Source organism: Xanthomonas vasicola pv. musacearum NCPPB 4379, assembly GCF_000277895.2.
In the GTDB taxonomy this organism is placed as follows: Bacteria; Pseudomonadota; Gammaproteobacteria; order Xanthomonadales; family Xanthomonadaceae; genus Xanthomonas; species Xanthomonas vasicola.
The window spans coordinates 1,530,051-1,544,262 of the sequence record NZ_CP034655.1; the positions used below are offsets into that span (position 1 = coordinate 1,530,051).

Here is a 14,212-nt window from a genome sequence, read left to right on the forward strand (position 1 = left end):
GCGGGCACTGACTGGAAAAAACGTTGGCGCGGCGGCGCGCTCAAAGGCGGAAAGTTTCCCCCAGATACACGCGACGGACATCGGGATTGGCTAGCAACGTGTCTGGTGCCCCCTGCGCCAGCACGCCCCCCTCGGCGAGGATATACGCGCGGTCGCAGATTCCCAAGGTCTCGCGCACGTTGTGATCGGTGATCAACACACCGATGCCGCGTTCTTTGAGGTGGATGATGATGCGTTGGATCTCGCCAACCGAAATTGGGTCCACGCCGGCGAAGGGTTCGTCCAGCAGCATCATGCGCGGCTTGGCCGCCAGCGCACGTGCGATTTCGCAACGCCGCCGCTCGCCGCCGGAGAGGCTGGCGCCGAGTTGATCGGCCACATGGGTGATCTGCAGTTCTTCCAGCAGCGAGACCAGCTCTTTCTCACGGCCGGCGTTATCGAGTTCCTCGCGCAGCTCCAGCACCAGGCGGATGTTGTCGGCCACGGTGAGCTTGCGGAAGATCGACGGTTCCTGCGGCAGGTAACCGACACCCAACTTGGCGCGCGCGTACATCGGCTCGGCAGTGAGGTCGCGGCCGTCCAATTCGATACGGCCGGCATCGGCTTCGACCAGACCCACGATCATGTAGAAGCAGGTGGTCTTGCCGGCGCCGTTGGGGCCCAGCAGACCGACCACTTCGCCGGCCTCCAGCGTGAGGCCGAATTCCTTGACCACTTCGCGTTGCTTGTACTTCTTGCGCAGACCGGTGGCGACCAGCATTACTTCTTCCCCTGCGGCTTGGCAGCGGGCTTGGCGGCCGGTGTCGGAGCGGGCGTTGCTGCGGCAGGCGCGGCATTTTTCGGCTGGATGATGGTGCGCACACGGCTACCATCGCCGCCGCTCTGCATGTTGCCGGTCTTGGTGTTGTAGACCATGCGCTGGCCGGCGTTGGTGCCCTTGGGCGAATCGACCTTGTAATTGCCGGTCAGGATGATGATTTCATCGGCGACCTTGTATTCGATATTGTCGGCCTGGCCGTGCATCATCGCGCCGTCGTCCATCTCCTGCTTCAGCGTGGCCTGCTTGCCGTTGAGCACCACGCGATCGGTTTGGCCGTTCTTCTGGAAGATATCGGCGGTGTCAGCGTGGATTTCCAGCGTGCCCTGGGTGATCACTACATTGCCGCTGAAACGGCACTTGCCGCTGTCATCGAGCATGTTGCAATCGTTGGCATTGGAGTCGATCGCCATCGGCTGATTGCGATCGCTGGTCTTGGCCATTGCCAGTGCGGGCAACAGCAGTGCGGCAAACGCCAGTTTAGCGGGCAGCATTCGGTTCATAGCGGGTCTTGACCTGAGAAAGGAGCTTGTACTGGCGTGATTTGAGGTCGGCTTCAAAGCCGACGCCGCTCTGCATGATACCCGGGCGGGTCATGGTCACTGGCGCGTCGGTCTTGGCGATGTTCTGTTGCGGGAACACGTCCAGGCTCTGGGTGCGGAACGTGGTCGGCGGAGTTGCGCCGCCGGTCGGGCTGTCGCCCTCGACATCGCCGCGCAGGCGCAGCTGGGTGCCGTCCGGGTTGACCCAACCCGTCTTGGAACGCAGGGTCCACGGCAGATTGGCGTTGTCTGGCATCAGGAACACCGGCGTGGTGATGTCTGCGGTCTGGTCGGCACGGTTGCGATGCATTTCCGGCGCGCGCAGCGTCATCGATTCCTTACCGCTCTGCTTGTCCAGGGCGATCAGCTCGAAGTCACGCAGGATGTAGTCCGCACCGGACTCCTGCACGGCCGCGGCGGCGGGACGCGCGCGCTGCTTCCATGCCGACCAGCCGGAAATGACGGCGGCGGCGAACAGCACGACGCCCAGGGTGGTGCGCCAGTTCCAGTTCATGCCGAAAACCCTTCGATGATGCGCTCGACCTGACCTTGTGCGGCCAGCACCACATCGCAGACCTCGCGCGCGGCACCTTCACCGCCACGGGCGCGGGTATGCCACTGCACGCGCTCGCCGATCCACGGGTGTGCATTGGCCGGTGCGACCGGCAGGCCGACCGCGAGCAGGGCGGGCAGGTCGGGCAGGTCGTCGCCCATGAACAGCACCTGGTCCAGCGGCAAGCCGTGCTCCTGGCATAGCGCCAGCACTGCCATGCGCTTGTTCTTCACCCCGATCTGCACATGCAGGCCCAGGTCCTGGCCGCGTTTTTCTGCCGACAGGCTGGCGCGCGCAGTGATCAGCGCGACATGGATGCCGGCCTGGTCGAGCTGCTTCAGGCCCTGGCCGTCGAGTACGTTGAAGGCCTTGCTCTCGTTACCGGCGTGGTCGTAGTACAGGCGGCCGTCGGTCAGGGTGCCATCGACGTCGAAACAGGCCAGGCGGATACGCGCGGCGCGTTCGATCAGTTCGGCGGGAAGGTGCTGCAAAGGGGAATAGGGCATCGGCACGAATCGGTAAGAACGGGGTCCGGCGGTTGAAAACTGAACCTGTTAAACCACCTTGGCGCGCAACAGGTCGTGAATGTTCAATGCGCCCACCGCGCGCTGCTGCGCATCTACCACAATCAGGCCGTTGATCTTGTAGTCCTCCATCAGCCGTGCGGCCTCGGCGGCCAGTTGGTCGGCGCCGATGGTGCGCGGGTTGCGCGTCATGACCTGCGCGATGCCGGCACTGCGCACATCGATGTCGCTGTCCAGTGCGCGGCGCAGGTCGCCGTCGGTGAACAGCCCGATCAGGCGGTCGTCGGCGTCCACCACGGCGGTCATGCCCAGCCGCTTGCGGCTCATTTCCATCAGTGCCTCGCTCAGGCTGGCGTCTTCGCGTACACGCGGCAGGTCGTCGCCGGCATGCATCACATCAGTGATATGCAGCAGCAGGCGCCGGCCCAGGCTGCCGGCCGGGTGCGAGCGTGCAAAGTCGTCGGCGGTAAAGCCGCGGGCATCCAGCAGGGCAACCGCCAGCGCATCGCCCATCGCCAGCGAGGCGGTGGTGCTGGAGGTGGGGGCCAGATGCAGTGGGCAGGCTTCGGCCGACACGCTGACATCCAGGTGCACGTCGGCGGCGTTGGCCAGGGTCGAGCTGGCGCGGCCGGTCATGGCGATGATCGGATTGCCCTGGCGCTTGAGCACCGGCAGCAGCATGCGCACTTCGTCCGATTCTCCCGAGTACGACAGCGCAAGCACAATGTCGGCCTCGGTGATCATGCCCAGGTCGCCGTGCCCGGCTTCGCCCGGGTGCACGAAGAACGCCGGGGTGCCGGTCGAGGCGAACGTGGCGGCAATCTTGCGCGCCACATGGCCGGACTTGCCCATGCCGGTGGCGACCACCCGCCCGCGCGAGGCCAGTACCAGACGGCAGGCCGCCGAGAAGTCGCTGCCGATGCGTGCGCCCACACTGGCCAACGCCTCGCGCTCGATCTCCAGCACGCGCTGGCCGCTGGCAACCAGGCTGGCGTCGCTGACGGTGGCGGAAGGTAGGTGCGAGACAGCCATGCGGAACTCGGGTGAAGAGTAGAATGTGCGCTCATTTTATGAGGAAACGCCCTTTGGACGCCGAAACCATCCGTAAACTCATCGAATCCGGCTTGCCCGAAGCCCGCGTCGACGTGCACGGCGACGACGGCGTGCACTTCGAGGCCACCGTGGTCAGCCCCGCATTTGTCGGCAAGGCACCGCTGGCGCGGCACCGCATGGTCTATGCGACCCTGGGCGGACTGATGGGCGGAGCGATTCACGCGTTACAGCTGAAGACGCTGACGCCTGAAGAAGGTTAAGCGCGTTGACTGCGCTTGGTGTCAGGCGGGCTGGACCGGGGCGGAAATTCGTACGCACCTGATCACCGCCGCCCCGCGCCGCAGTCCACGAGCGCCCGGCAACTGCCGCCAGCGCGTTCCAAACCCTCGCCGGCGCCGTTTTGATCTGTCCGTCTTGCACCAAGGCCGTTTGCACCAAGGCCGAAACGCTCGCACGTCATTCCCCCGACATACCTTTCATTTTCGGATTGCTTAGATTCCCATGGCAAAAATCGTAGTGACCGGCGGCCAAGCGCTGCACGGCGAAGTCAATATTTCCGGCGCCAAGAACGCAGTGCTGCCGATCCTGTGCGCGACCCTGCTGGCCGACGCGCCGGTGGAAATCAGCAACGTGCCGCATCTGCACGATGTGATCACCACGGTGAAATTGCTCAGCGAGCTGGGTGCCGAAGTGACCATCGACGAAGGCACGTTGGCCAAGGGCCGCTCCATCCTGGTCGACCCGCGCTCGGTCACGCATCAGATTGCGCCGTATGAGCTGGTCAGGACCATGCGCGCCTCCATCCTGGTGCTGGGCCCGCTGCTGGCGCGCTACGGTACCGCCGAAGTGTCGCTGCCCGGCGGGTGCGCGATCGGTTCGCGCCCGGTGGATCAGCACATCAAGGGCCTGCAGGCGCTGGGTGCGGACATCAGTGTGGAAAACGGCTACATCAAGGCCACCAGCAACGGACGCCTGAAGGGTTCCCGCTATGTATTCGACATGGTCAGCGTCACCGGCACCGAGAACGTACTGATGGCTGCGGTGCTTGCCGAGGGCACTACGGTGCTGGAAAACGCGGCGATGGAGCCCGAAGTCACCGACCTGGCCGACTGCTTGATCGCGCTTGGCGCGCAGATCGAAGGCGCCGGCACCCCGCGCATCGTGGTGCAGGGCGTTGAGCGTCTGGGCGGCGGGCACCATGCGGTACTGCCGGACCGCATCGAAACCGGTACCTTCCTGGTTGCCGCAGCGATGACCGGCGGCAGCGTCACTGTGCGCCGCGCGCGCCCGGAAACCCTGGATGCGGTGCTGGACAAGCTCACCGAAGCCGGCGCCACCATCACCACCACCGCCGACAGCATCACGCTGGATATGCAGGGCAAGCGTCCGCGCGCGGTCAGCCTGACCACCGCGCCGTACCCGGCGTTTCCCACCGATATGCAGGCGCAATTCATGGCGCTCAACTGCGTGGCCGACGGCGTTGGCGTGATCAATGAAACCATCTTCGAAAACCGCTTCATGCACGTCAACGAGCTGCTTCGCCTGGGTGCGGATATCCAGGTTGAAGGGCACACCGCCATCGTGCGCGGTGCCGAACGCCTGAGTGGCGCGCCGGTGATGGCGACCGACCTGCGCGCATCGGCATCGTTGATCCTGGCCGGCCTGGTCGCCGAAGGCAACACCACCATCGATCGCATCTACCACCTGGACCGTGGTTACGAAAACATCGAGGAGAAGCTGGGGGCGCTGGGCGCGACCATCCAGCGCACCGCATGATCCTGCGCGGCCGTTTCACCACCCGGCGCAAGATCCTGCTGGGCGTGATCGTGCTGATCCTGGCGTGGCTGGCCTACGCCTGGAGCGTGGGCATGGCCATCACCCAGGGCGTTGAATTCAAGGACATGGACTGGAACAACGACGGCACTGCCAGCCGCGATGAAATCGCACAATCGTTCTATGCAGTTGCAGTGAAAAAGACTGTTGAAGGAAAACGCCATTGCGATCTGTTTTATTGGCGCAAGAACAACCAGCAGATTCGCGTGGATTGCCGCACGGTGTTTACGACTGGCGATGACAAGGCTGCGGGTAAGCCTTGAGTTTCGGCAGGTCGGTCTGTCTCTGATCGCTCAGTTAAAGAGCGACGGATCTGCGGCTGTCCTGCAGGGCCCTTGCCGCCCACCATCGCAGGACACGCTGCAAGTACGTCCATGTAAGCTTCGTGGCGGCATCCATGCCGCCAAGAGTCCCGCGACGGTGGGTGGGCAAGGACCAGTCGAGATGGTCGGTGCGTGTAGTCGGTAAAGCATCGGCAGAGGGCCTCACCCTGTTCTATCGCTTCAGCAAAGCTGCCAGCAAACTCTCTGGCGAGGGCACCACGCACTCTGCGCACTAATCACCAAGCTTTAGCCCCGAGCTAAAGGACGCATCCCAATGATTTCAAGCGGAGGAATTCCGCCGGCATGTCAGCCATTCATTAGAGGATCGCCGCTCAGTTGTATCGCAAGAGCCAATAAAAAAAGGCGTTTCCCAGACAGTGGGAAAACGCCTCTTGTGCGGAGCCAACAGCATCTTTCTATGGAGGTGACAACATCAAGCGTGCGGCGCGAACTTCAGTGACCAACTGCCAAAACATGCTCCTGTTAGCGGTTCTCCCAGCCCCATGCCTAAGCAGCAACGCACCTCGATGCGCTCCTACGCATGCTCGCGCTGGCGAAGATCGCTTAGCGCAGCGCCTTGATGGTCAGGTCCAGCGCGTCCTGGCCCTTTTCTTTCTGCAGCAGACGCGCCGGCACCGGCAGATCCTTGACCACCCACGCGATCAATTCCTTGTCGCCGTCCACGCGCGATACCTTGGTGGCCTGTTCCTGCTTGCCGTTGACGGTGATGGTTTCCTTGCCGACCACCTTGTAGCTCATCGGTTTGATGCGTCCTTCGTCCACCATGCGGTAGTTGAGCGGCTTGCCGGCGGCCAGATCGCGCGTAATCGCCAGATTGATCAGCAGCGCATCCATGTCGCCGGGCTGTAGTTTCACCGGGCCGCGGCGGTCCGGCTTGATGTCGCCGCCCCAGGTGGCCTGGCTGGTCTTCCAGTCGTAGTTGGCAGTGACATTGCGGCGCTTGACCATCATCGACGAGGTGTCGTTGCTGCTTACCGGGCGCAGTTGGCCGTTGGCTTCTTCGAACACCGTGCTCTGGGTCAGGTTGGCCAACTGGTTCTGGATGGTGAGCGTGTAGCGCCACTTATTTGCGCCGGCAGCGGCCAGGGTCATGGTGCCATTGGCCTGCATGCCCATGTAATTGGCCGAATAGTCGGCCTGGAACGGCTGCATGGCGAAGGCTGGCAGGCTGGACATCGCCAATGCGGCGGCGGCGATCACGGCGCTGGTACTGGAGAAGAGTTTCATCGTTTAGGCTCCTTGGTATTCGACCAGGCGCAGATCGATCTGATCTTCACCTTTGTCACGTTGCAGGATGCGCACCGGAGTCGGAACTCCGTTCGCAATCCAGAGGATGGTTTCGTTGTCGCCGCTGTTGACGCGGTATACGCGCAGGGCGTCGTAGCTCAGATCGCCCACCTGCACCACTTCTGTTGCATCGGCAGCGCGGTAGTCGTATTTGCGCACCTTGCCCACATCGACATAGCGATAGCTCAGGTTGCGCCCGGGTTGGGCATCGCGCATCAGCGACAGGTTCAGCGACAACGCGCTTTGGTCGCCGTGCTGCAACGGAATCGGCTGCTGGCGATCTTCCTTCAGATCGCCGTTCCACTGCGCGGTGCCGGCTTGCCAGTTGTAGACGCCGGTGACCTTTTTGCCGAAGAACATCGCCTTGCGCACCGTGCTCTGGCTCAGCGGCACATATGTGTCGCCGTCGACGCGGAAGACCGTGCTCTGTTCCAGGTTCAGGCCCAAAATGCTGGCGAAGCCTTTACGGCCACGCACCGACATGTCGATGCGCCACTGGCTACCGTCGCCATGGCTGACCTGCATGGTGGCATCGCCGGCCTCTTTGCCACGGTAGAACGCCTGATAGGTCGCTACGAACGGCTCCAGCGGCGGTGGTGTCCAGGTGCTGGCGGGCAGGGCAGCTGACGATGCCGGTGCAGCGGCAGGGGCCGCACCCGGAGCAGGTACGGCCAGCGCAGGCGCGCCTTGCGCGGGCGCGGCAGGTGCCTGCTGCGCACGGCCAGTGCCAGCCTGGCTGAGGAGGGCGACGGTTAACAGCGCGGTAGCGATCGGGATGACGTTCATGCGCTGGTAGCGGGCACTGGGGCCGCAAGAATGTCCGAGACGGGATGAGGGGGGCGTATCCGCATTCAGGCGAATGCGATATCTGCGGACTCTAGTCGTAATGGCGTAAACAGGCACTGACCATCGATATGCACGGCATCGCCATGCACCGCGACGCGACCACTGGCGAGCAGTTCCAGCGTGGCCAGTAGCAGCGGGTGCTCGCGGGCAAGCACGCGCGCGGCCAATTGCTCGGCGCTGTCGCCGGGCAACACCGGGACGCGTGCCTGGGCAATCACCGTGCCGGCATCCAGCTCCGGCACCACCAGGTGCACGCTGGCGCCATGCTCTGCATCGCCGGCTTCCAGCGCCCGTGCGTGGGTGTGCAGACCGCGGTATTTGGGTAGCAGCGACGGATGGATGTTGAGCAGGCGCCCGGCAAAGCGGCGCACCAGCGGCTCACCCAGAATGCGCATATAGCCAGCGCAGATCACCCAGTCCGGCTGCGTCGCAGCGATCGCATCGCCGAGTGCGGCGTCAAACGCAGCACGGTCGGCAAAATCGCGCGGGCTGGCGCTCCAGCGACGCGTCTGCTCGACCTTCTGCAACGCTGGCGCCTGCGGGCGGTCGGAAAACACCCCGACCACCTCGGCATGCAGGCGCCCACTGGCGATCGCATCAACAATGGCCTGCAGATTGCTGCCGCGCCCGGAGGCGAGCACGGCCAGGCGCAGGCGGGCGTCAGGTGCGTGCATTGAATAACGTCCTCATAGAGGGCTCAAACAGCCGTGTTGCCGACGCCGAACAGCGCCTTGACCCGCGGGCGCAGCAGCGTCACCAGCGTGAACACACCAAGCACGGTACCGAGCGGCATGAAAGAACAGGAAATGCCGGCCACGATCAGGCACAGCAGATGCCGCCTGCGCTGGGCAATGCAGCGGCCGGCGTAGGCCATGAATCCGGCCATGGTAAGGCCGCCCAGGATGAGCATCGCTGCAATGATCACGAAGATCCAGCCGACCCAGCGCGGATCCATCGGCGGCCCGTCCGGATTGGCATTGTCCATCGGCAGCTGCCCGGTGACGATCGCAATACCCATGGCCAAGTGGATCAACGGGAGCAATGAAAACAGCGCGGTGAGACCGCCCAACACGTAATGGAAGAGCGACAGCAGCTTGAGATGCTGCAGGTCATCGGCGCTGGCCGACGCCAACGCCAATGTCGGCGGTGAGGAGGCGTCCATGCAGATTCCTCGCTCAGCCGATGCGCACGCGCTCGTCGCCGTGTGCCGGCACCACCTGACCAATGCGCCAATGCGCCAGTGACTGCGCATCCAGCGCCTGTTCCAGCGCAGCCGCTTCCGCGGGCGCGGCAATCAGCACGAAGCCGATCCCGCAGTTGAAGGTACGCCACATTTCGGCATCGGCCACCGCACCTTCGCGCTGCAGCCAGGCGAATACCGGCGGCAGCGTCCAGGCAGCGGCGTCGATTTCCAGGCCCAACCCATCGGGAATCACGCGAATGATGTTTTCGGTGAGGCCACCGCCGGTGATGTGCGCCATCGCGTGGATCGATTCGCCGTGCGACTTCAGCAGCGCCAGCACCGGCTTGACGTACAGCGCGGTCGGCGCCATCAGCGCATCGATCAGCTTGGTGCCATCGTCCAGCACATGCTCGGCCGGCGCACCGGCACGCGCGTAGATCTTGCGGATCAACGAATAGCCATTGGAATGCGGACCCGACGAGGCGATGCCGATCAGTACGTCGCCTTCGCGCACCTGCGCGCCATCCAGCAGCTGCGACTTCTCGACTGCACCCACGGTGAAGCCGGCCAGGTCGTATTCGCCCGGCGGGTACATGTCGGGCATTTCGGCGGTCTCGCCGCCGATCAGCGCGCAGCCGGAGAGCTCACAGCCGCGTGCGATGCCGCCGACCACTGCCGCAGCAGTGTCCACGTCGAGCTTGCCGGTGGCGAAATAGTCCAGAAAGAACAACGGCTCGGCGCCTTGTACCAGCACGTCGTTGACGCACATGCCGACCAGGTCGATGCCGATGGTGTCGTGCCGACCCAACTGCTGGGCCAGCTTGAGCTTGGTGCCCACGCCGTCGGTGCCGGACACCAGCACCGGCTCCTTGTACTTGCCTGACAAGTCGAACAGTGCGCCGAATCCGCCCAGGCCACCCATCACCTCCGGCCGGAAGCTGCGCTTGACCAGGGGCTTGATGCGTTCGACCAATGCATTGCCGGCGTCGATGTCGACACCCGCGTCGCGGTAGGTCATGGGCGAGGGGCTGGAAGGCGTTTGGCTGGTCACGGGCAGGGGTGGCTCGGCAGTAAAGGCGGCGATTTTAACAGCCACGTTGGCGCTAGCGCCCCATTCGGGCAACAATTCACCCGGATACGCTTATGTCATGGAACCGTCGATGCGCCGCAGTCTCGCTTTCTTTCTCGCCCTCGTGGTCGCAATGCCCGTTGCTCCGGCCTTTGCGCAGGCAGATCTGCGCACCGAAGGCGACGTTGCCAAGGCGCAAAGCGCCTATGACGCCGAAGTGCCGGTCAACAGTCAGAGCGAATCCGATCGCCCCGGCGCACTGGCGCGCGCGCTGGGCGCCGTGCTGGGCAAGGTCTCCGGCGACCGCGGCGTGATGAGCCGCCCCGGAGTGCCGCAGGCGCTGCGCAATGCACCCAACTACGTCGAACACTACGACTACCGCCAGGATCAGGGCACCTCGCGCACCGGCGCGCCGACCTTCCGCACCACCTTGGTGGCGCGCTTCCGGCAGTCGGATGTGGATGACTTGATCGCTGCGCTGGGCCTGCCGGTGTGGCCGTTACCGCGTCCCAAGCCGGTGCTGTGGCTGGCCATCGATGACGGCAGCGGCCCGCGTCTGGTTGGTGTCGCCCAGGCCAACGCGGCGCGTAGCGTGCTCGACCGTGCCATCGAGCGCGGCTACCGGCTCGGTCTGCCGAGCGGCGCAGCTGCCGAGCAGGCGCTGGCCGGCGCAATCTGGCGCAAGGACACCGCGGCGGTGTCGCGCGCCTCGGCCAAATACAGCCCGCCGATGCAGTTGATCGGCAAGCTCTACCGCAATGCTGCCGGTTGGACCGCCGACTGGGTGTTCGTGGACAACGGCAATGTGTTGTCCAGCTGGACCAGCAGCGACGGCGATGCACGCCGCGCGATGGCCGCCGGTGCCGACGGCGCTGCCGATGCGCTGGTCAAGCGCTACGCCAAGCGGGTGGATTCGGGTGTGCCCGGTGTCTACCGCGTGGTGATCACCGGCGTCAGCAGCGCCGACGATTACCTGCGCGTGTCGGCTGCGCTGCAGGGCGTGTCGGTGGTACGCAGCATCCGCCCGGTCAGCGCCAACGGCGACCGCATGGAACTGGATCTGGAACTACTCACGGGCATTTCTGGCCTCAACCGTATGCTCGGCGACAACAGCCCGTTGGTTTCGGTCTCGGTACCGACCGAGGGTCCGATCATTCTCGAAAACGAGCACGCCGAGTACCGCCTGAAATGACTTTGACTCCCGAAGCCGAAATTGCCCAGTTTCTGCGCCGCCTCAAATGGGCGGCGGTGATTGTCGGTGTGTTGTGGGTGGTCTCGCTGCTGGCGCCGATCCTGACCCCGTTCGTGCTGGCGCTGTTGCTGGCATGGCTGGGCGACCCGCTGGTGGATCGCATCGAACGCGCCGGGCGCTCGCGCAATGTCGCGGTGATGCTGGTCTTCGTGCTGGCAACGCTGCTATTCGTGCTGGCATTGATGATTCTGGTGCCGATGATCGAACGCCAGATCATGACCTTGATCGATGCGCTGCCGCAGATGCGCAACTGGGCGATCGGCACCGCCATCCCGTGGCTGGAAGCCAAGACCGGCATGCAGTTGATGGCATGGCTGGATCCAGAACGCTTGATCGACTGGATCCGCAGCCATTGGGAACAGGCCGGTGGTGCCGCCAAGACCCTCTTCGGCTACGTGTCGCGTTCGGGATTTGCGATGGTCACCTGGGTGATCAACCTGGCGCTGTTGCCAATCCTGGCGTTCTACTTTCTGCGCGACTGGGACCGTCTGGTCGAACGTGTGGCGGCGGTGATCCCGCGTGCCTACATCGGTACCGTGAGCCGGCTGGCGCAGGAATCCAATGATGTGCTCGGCGGCTTTATCCGCGGCCAGTTCTTGGTGATGCTGGCGCTGGGGGCGATCTACGCCACCGGTATGTCCATCATCGGGCTCAATCTGGGCTTGTTGATCGGCATCATCGCCGGCCTCATCAGCTTCATTCCGTACCTGGGTGCGACCACCGGCATCGTGCTCGCGTTGCTGGCGGCCATCGTGCAGGCGCAAGGGCTGGACCTGAAATTACTGATCGGCGTGGGCGTGGTGTTCACCGTGGGCCAGTTGCTGGAAAGCTATGTGCTCACCCCGCGCATTGTGGGCGACAAGATCGGTCTGCACCCGGTTGCGGTGATCTTTGCGGTGATGGCCGGTGGCCAGTTGTTCGGCTTCCTTGGCATGTTGCTGGCATTGCCGGTGGCGGCGGTGGCCAACGTGTTGCTGCGCTATGCGCATCAGCAATATACCCGCAGCGATCTGTATGCGGGCGAGCGCGCCGGTATCGTGCTGCAGTCCACGCCCGAGCGCAGCGTGATTGTCGAACCCGGCAAGGACGCAGATCGGTTGTGAGCGTTCCGCAGTTGCCGCTGGCGTTGCGCGCGCCACCCGATCAGCGTTTCGATAGTTACATCGCCGCGCCCGACGGCCTGCTTACGCAACTGCAGGCGCTGGCCGCGGGGCAGGTGAGCGATTGGCTTTATCTGTCTGGCTCCGCCGGCACCGGCAAGACACATCTTGCGCTCTCGCTGTGTGCCGCTGCCGAGCAGGCCGGGCGCACCCCGGCGTATCTGCCGCTGCAGGCAGCCGCCGGCCGCTTGCGCGATGCACTCGAAGCGCTGGAAGGCCGCAGCCTCGTCGCCTTGGACGGCGTAGAAAGCATCGCCGGGCAGCGCGACGATGAAGTGGCCTTGTTCGATTTCCACAACCGCGCGCGCGCAGCCGGCATTACGCTGTTGTACACCGCGCGCCAAATGCCTGATGGGCTGGCGTTGGTGTTGCCGGACCTACATTCGCGACTGTCGCAATGCATCCGGATCGGTTTGCCGGTACTCGACGATGCTGCACGTGCGGCAGTGTTGCGTGACCGCGCGCAGCGTCGCGGCCTGGCCCTGGACGAAGCCGCAATCGACTGGCTACTGACCCATAGCGAGCGCGAGCTGGCCGGTCTGGTGGCCTTGCTGGATCGCCTGGATCGCGAATCGTTGGCCGCAAAACGCCGCATCACGGTGCCGTTTCTTCGGCGTGTGCTCGAGGATCGTGGGTCGTAGTGACTAGGGCCTGTTAACACTAATGGCTCGGGCGATTAAACTATTGGACATGGAGATCACGCCAGCACAATTTGCCCTCATCGAACATTGCTTACCTGCGCAGCGCGGCAATGTCAGCATGACCAATCTGCAGGTGGTCAACGCCATCCTCTACGTCGCAGAGCACGGCTGCAAATGGCGCGGTCTGCCCAAGCGCTTTGGCAACTGGCATACGGTGTACACACGCATGAACCGTTGGGCTAAGTCCGGTGTGCTGGATCGGATGTTCGCCCAATTGCAGACCTGCCAGATCGTGCGCATCAAAATCGAAGCGGTCTCGCTGGACTCCACCAGCATCAAGGTGCATCCGGATGGCACTGGCGCATTAAAAAAAGGCCCACAGGCGATTGGCAAATCCCGCGGCGGATGGAACACCAAGATTCATATGGTTGCTGCAGATGCTCGAACAGCCATCACGTTCGGATTGACGCCTGGCAACGCACATGACGCACCAGCAGGCCGGGCATTGCTTGAACATTTGGGGCAAGTGAAGCGGCCGATTCATCTGCTAATGGATCGCGCTTACGAAGGCAATGAAACCCGCCAGTTGGCGCTCGATCTTGGTTTCGTGCCGGTCGTCCCACCCAAGTCCAATCGGGTCCATCCTTGGGAGCACGACCAACACATGTACAAGCGGCGCAACGAAGTGGAGAGGCTGTTCCGTCGCTTGAAGGGCTACCGCCGGATTTTCACGCGCTTTGAGAAGCTGGACGTCATGTTCCTTGGATTCCTCAGCTTTGTGCTCACCGTTGATGGGCTTCGGATGTGTTAACAGGCCCTAATCTGTGGCTTGGCCGCAAGGCCTCACCGAGATCGCTCGGTGCGCATGGCTCTCAATAACGCAGCCAGCAAATCGCGCGACGCGGTGTAGTGATTCTTCAATAGAGCAGCCAGCGCACTGTCTGGTGAGGTCACCGCGCACTCAGGGTCTTAACGTTGCTGCAGGGCCCTTGCCCGCCCACCATCGCGGGACACGCTGCAAGTACGTCCCTGTAAGCTCCGTGGTGGCATCATGCCGCCAAGGGTCCCGCGATGGTGAGGCGGGCAAGGACGAGTCAGGTTGGTCGGT

At 63.8% G+C, this 14,212-nt stretch carries 17 protein-coding genes; 7 read left to right on the forward strand and 10 right to left on the reverse strand.

The window, feature by feature from the left end; translation table 11 throughout:
- Positions 1 to 40: 40 nt before the first annotated feature.
- The 5 genes from lptB to KWO_RS07170 are packed head-to-tail and all read right to left on the reverse strand — an operon-like array spanning position 41 to position 3,468.
- The gene (gene lptB / locus KWO_RS07150; RefSeq protein ID WP_008572666.1) at positions 41 to 760 is read right to left on the reverse strand and encodes an LPS export ABC transporter ATP-binding protein; all 720 of its coding nucleotides are present in this window, start codon (positions 758 to 760) and stop codon (positions 41 to 43) included.
- Positions 760 to 1,320 carry a lipopolysaccharide transport periplasmic protein LptA gene (lptA, locus tag KWO_RS07155; RefSeq protein ID WP_026113165.1) on the reverse strand — a complete coding sequence of 187 codons (561 nt, stop codon included), beginning with the start codon at positions 1,318 to 1,320 and terminating at the stop codon, positions 760 to 762. The genes lptB and lptA overlap by 1 nt, the downstream gene beginning before the upstream one ends.
- The gene (gene lptC, locus KWO_RS07160) at positions 1,298 to 1,873 is read right to left on the reverse strand and encodes an LPS export ABC transporter periplasmic protein LptC (protein WP_005926030.1); all 576 of its coding nucleotides are present in this window, start codon (positions 1,871 to 1,873) and stop codon (positions 1,298 to 1,300) included. Before lptC ends, lptA begins: the two co-directional genes overlap by 23 nt.
- Positions 1,870 to 2,418, reverse strand: coding sequence for a KdsC family phosphatase (locus KWO_RS07165; RefSeq protein WP_010376899.1), 549 nt, complete (start codon positions 2,416 to 2,418; stop codon positions 1,870 to 1,872). Before KWO_RS07165 ends, lptC begins: the two co-directional genes overlap by 4 nt.
- A 48-nt stretch (positions 2,419 to 2,466) precedes the next feature.
- Positions 2,467 to 3,468: a KpsF/GutQ family sugar-phosphate isomerase gene (locus KWO_RS07170; RefSeq protein WP_010376897.1), complete on the reverse strand. Its 1,002-nt coding sequence runs from the start codon at positions 3,466 to 3,468 to the stop codon at positions 2,467 to 2,469.
- A 53-nt stretch (positions 3,469 to 3,521) separates the two neighbouring features.
- Between KWO_RS07170 and KWO_RS07175 the strand changes: the two genes are divergently transcribed.
- The 3 genes from KWO_RS07175 (at position 3,522) to KWO_RS07185 (ending at position 5,585) form a co-directional block, all read left to right on the forward strand.
- Positions 3,522 to 3,749, forward strand: coding sequence for a BolA family protein (locus KWO_RS07175; RefSeq protein ID WP_010369228.1), 228 nt, complete (start codon positions 3,522 to 3,524; stop codon positions 3,747 to 3,749).
- A gap of 241 nt (positions 3,750 to 3,990) precedes the next feature.
- A complete protein-coding gene (murA, locus tag KWO_RS07180; RefSeq protein WP_010376895.1) occupies positions 3,991 to 5,265 on the forward strand; it encodes a UDP-N-acetylglucosamine 1-carboxyvinyltransferase in 1,275 nt (424 codons plus the stop codon).
- Positions 5,262 to 5,585: a hypothetical protein gene (locus KWO_RS07185; RefSeq protein ID WP_010369232.1), complete on the forward strand. Its 324-nt coding sequence runs from the start codon at positions 5,262 to 5,264 to the stop codon at positions 5,583 to 5,585. The genes murA and KWO_RS07185 overlap by 4 nt, the downstream gene beginning before the upstream one ends.
- A gap of 624 nt (positions 5,586 to 6,209) precedes the next feature.
- Here the strand turns inward: KWO_RS07185 and KWO_RS07195 are convergent.
- The 5 genes from KWO_RS07195 to purM form a co-directional block, all read right to left on the reverse strand.
- On the reverse strand, positions 6,210 to 6,893 hold the full coding sequence (locus tag KWO_RS07195; protein WP_010369234.1) for a DUF3108 domain-containing protein: 684 nt from the start codon (positions 6,891 to 6,893) through the stop codon (positions 6,210 to 6,212).
- A 3-nt stretch (positions 6,894 to 6,896) separates the two neighbouring features.
- Complete coding sequence (locus KWO_RS07200) at positions 6,897 to 7,739, reverse strand: DUF3108 domain-containing protein (protein ID WP_010369236.1); 843 nt, start codon at positions 7,737 to 7,739, stop codon at positions 6,897 to 6,899.
- A gap of 65 nt (positions 7,740 to 7,804) precedes the next feature.
- Positions 7,805 to 8,473 (reverse strand): phosphoribosylglycinamide formyltransferase, encoded by a 669-nt coding sequence (gene purN / locus KWO_RS07205; RefSeq protein WP_010369238.1) that lies wholly within the window; start codon positions 8,471 to 8,473, stop codon positions 7,805 to 7,807.
- A 23-nt stretch (positions 8,474 to 8,496) separates the two neighbouring features.
- Complete coding sequence (locus KWO_RS07210) at positions 8,497 to 8,961, reverse strand: hypothetical protein (RefSeq protein ID WP_010369241.1); 465 nt, start codon at positions 8,959 to 8,961, stop codon at positions 8,497 to 8,499.
- A gap of 13 nt (positions 8,962 to 8,974) precedes the next feature.
- Complete coding sequence (gene purM / locus KWO_RS07215) at positions 8,975 to 10,108, reverse strand: phosphoribosylformylglycinamidine cyclo-ligase (RefSeq protein ID WP_017114935.1); 1,134 nt, start codon at positions 10,106 to 10,108, stop codon at positions 8,975 to 8,977.
- Between the two features lie 22 nt (positions 10,109 to 10,130).
- Between purM and KWO_RS07220 the strand changes: the two genes are divergently transcribed.
- From KWO_RS07220 to KWO_RS07235, 4 genes are read left to right on the forward strand one after another with little or no spacing between them, the layout of a single operon-like run.
- Positions 10,131 to 11,243 carry a DUF2066 domain-containing protein gene (locus tag KWO_RS07220; RefSeq protein ID WP_017113341.1) on the forward strand — a complete coding sequence of 371 codons (1,113 nt, stop codon included), beginning with the start codon at positions 10,131 to 10,133 and terminating at the stop codon, positions 11,241 to 11,243.
- Positions 11,240 to 12,406, forward strand: coding sequence for an AI-2E family transporter (locus KWO_RS07225; protein ID WP_010369246.1), 1,167 nt, complete (start codon positions 11,240 to 11,242; stop codon positions 12,404 to 12,406). Before KWO_RS07220 ends, KWO_RS07225 begins: the two co-directional genes overlap by 4 nt.
- Positions 12,403 to 13,104 (forward strand): DnaA regulatory inactivator Hda, encoded by a 702-nt coding sequence (gene hda, locus KWO_RS07230; protein ID WP_010369247.1) that lies wholly within the window; start codon positions 12,403 to 12,405, stop codon positions 13,102 to 13,104. Before KWO_RS07225 ends, hda begins: the two co-directional genes overlap by 4 nt.
- A 49-nt stretch (positions 13,105 to 13,153) precedes the next feature.
- On the forward strand, positions 13,154 to 13,915 hold the full coding sequence (locus tag KWO_RS07235; RefSeq protein ID WP_113623584.1) for an IS5 family transposase: 762 nt from the start codon (positions 13,154 to 13,156) through the stop codon (positions 13,913 to 13,915).
- Positions 13,916 to 14,212: the final 297 nt, after the last annotated feature.

Excerpts from the sequence above, each read along its gene's own strand:
- KWO_RS07165 (WP_010376899.1), bottom strand. The coding sequence starts at position 2,418 with ATGCCCTATTCCCCTTTGCAGCACCTTCCCGCCGAACTGATCGAACGC.
- purN (WP_010369238.1), bottom strand. The coding sequence starts at position 8,473 with ATGCACGCACCTGACGCCCGCCTGCGCCTGGCCGTGCTCGCCTCCGGG.
- lptC (WP_005926030.1), bottom strand. The coding sequence starts at position 1,873 with ATGAACTGGAACTGGCGCACCACCCTGGGCGTCGTGCTGTTCGCCGCC.
- KWO_RS07200 (WP_010369236.1), bottom strand. The coding sequence starts at position 7,739 with ATGAACGTCATCCCGATCGCTACCGCGCTGTTAACCGTCGCCCTCCTC.
- KWO_RS07210 (WP_010369241.1), bottom strand. The coding sequence starts at position 8,961 with ATGGACGCCTCCTCACCGCCGACATTGGCGTTGGCGTCGGCCAGCGCC.
- KWO_RS07185 (WP_010369232.1), top strand. The coding sequence starts at position 5,262 with ATGATCCTGCGCGGCCGTTTCACCACCCGGCGCAAGATCCTGCTGGGC.
- KWO_RS07220 (WP_017113341.1), top strand. The coding sequence starts at position 10,131 with ATGGAACCGTCGATGCGCCGCAGTCTCGCTTTCTTTCTCGCCCTCGTG.
- KWO_RS07235 (WP_113623584.1), top strand. The coding sequence starts at position 13,154 with ATGGAGATCACGCCAGCACAATTTGCCCTCATCGAACATTGCTTACCT.
- murA (WP_010376895.1), top strand. The coding sequence starts at position 3,991 with ATGGCAAAAATCGTAGTGACCGGCGGCCAAGCGCTGCACGGCGAAGTC.
- KWO_RS07225 (WP_010369246.1), top strand. The coding sequence starts at position 11,240 with ATGACTTTGACTCCCGAAGCCGAAATTGCCCAGTTTCTGCGCCGCCTC.
- KWO_RS07170 (WP_010376897.1), bottom strand. The coding sequence starts at position 3,468 with ATGGCTGTCTCGCACCTACCTTCCGCCACCGTCAGCGACGCCAGCCTG.
- lptB (WP_008572666.1), bottom strand. The coding sequence starts at position 760 with ATGCTGGTCGCCACCGGTCTGCGCAAGAAGTACAAGCAACGCGAAGTG.
- KWO_RS07195 (WP_010369234.1), bottom strand. The coding sequence starts at position 6,893 with ATGAAACTCTTCTCCAGTACCAGCGCCGTGATCGCCGCCGCCGCATTG.
- lptA (WP_026113165.1), bottom strand. The coding sequence starts at position 1,320 with ATGAACCGAATGCTGCCCGCTAAACTGGCGTTTGCCGCACTGCTGTTG.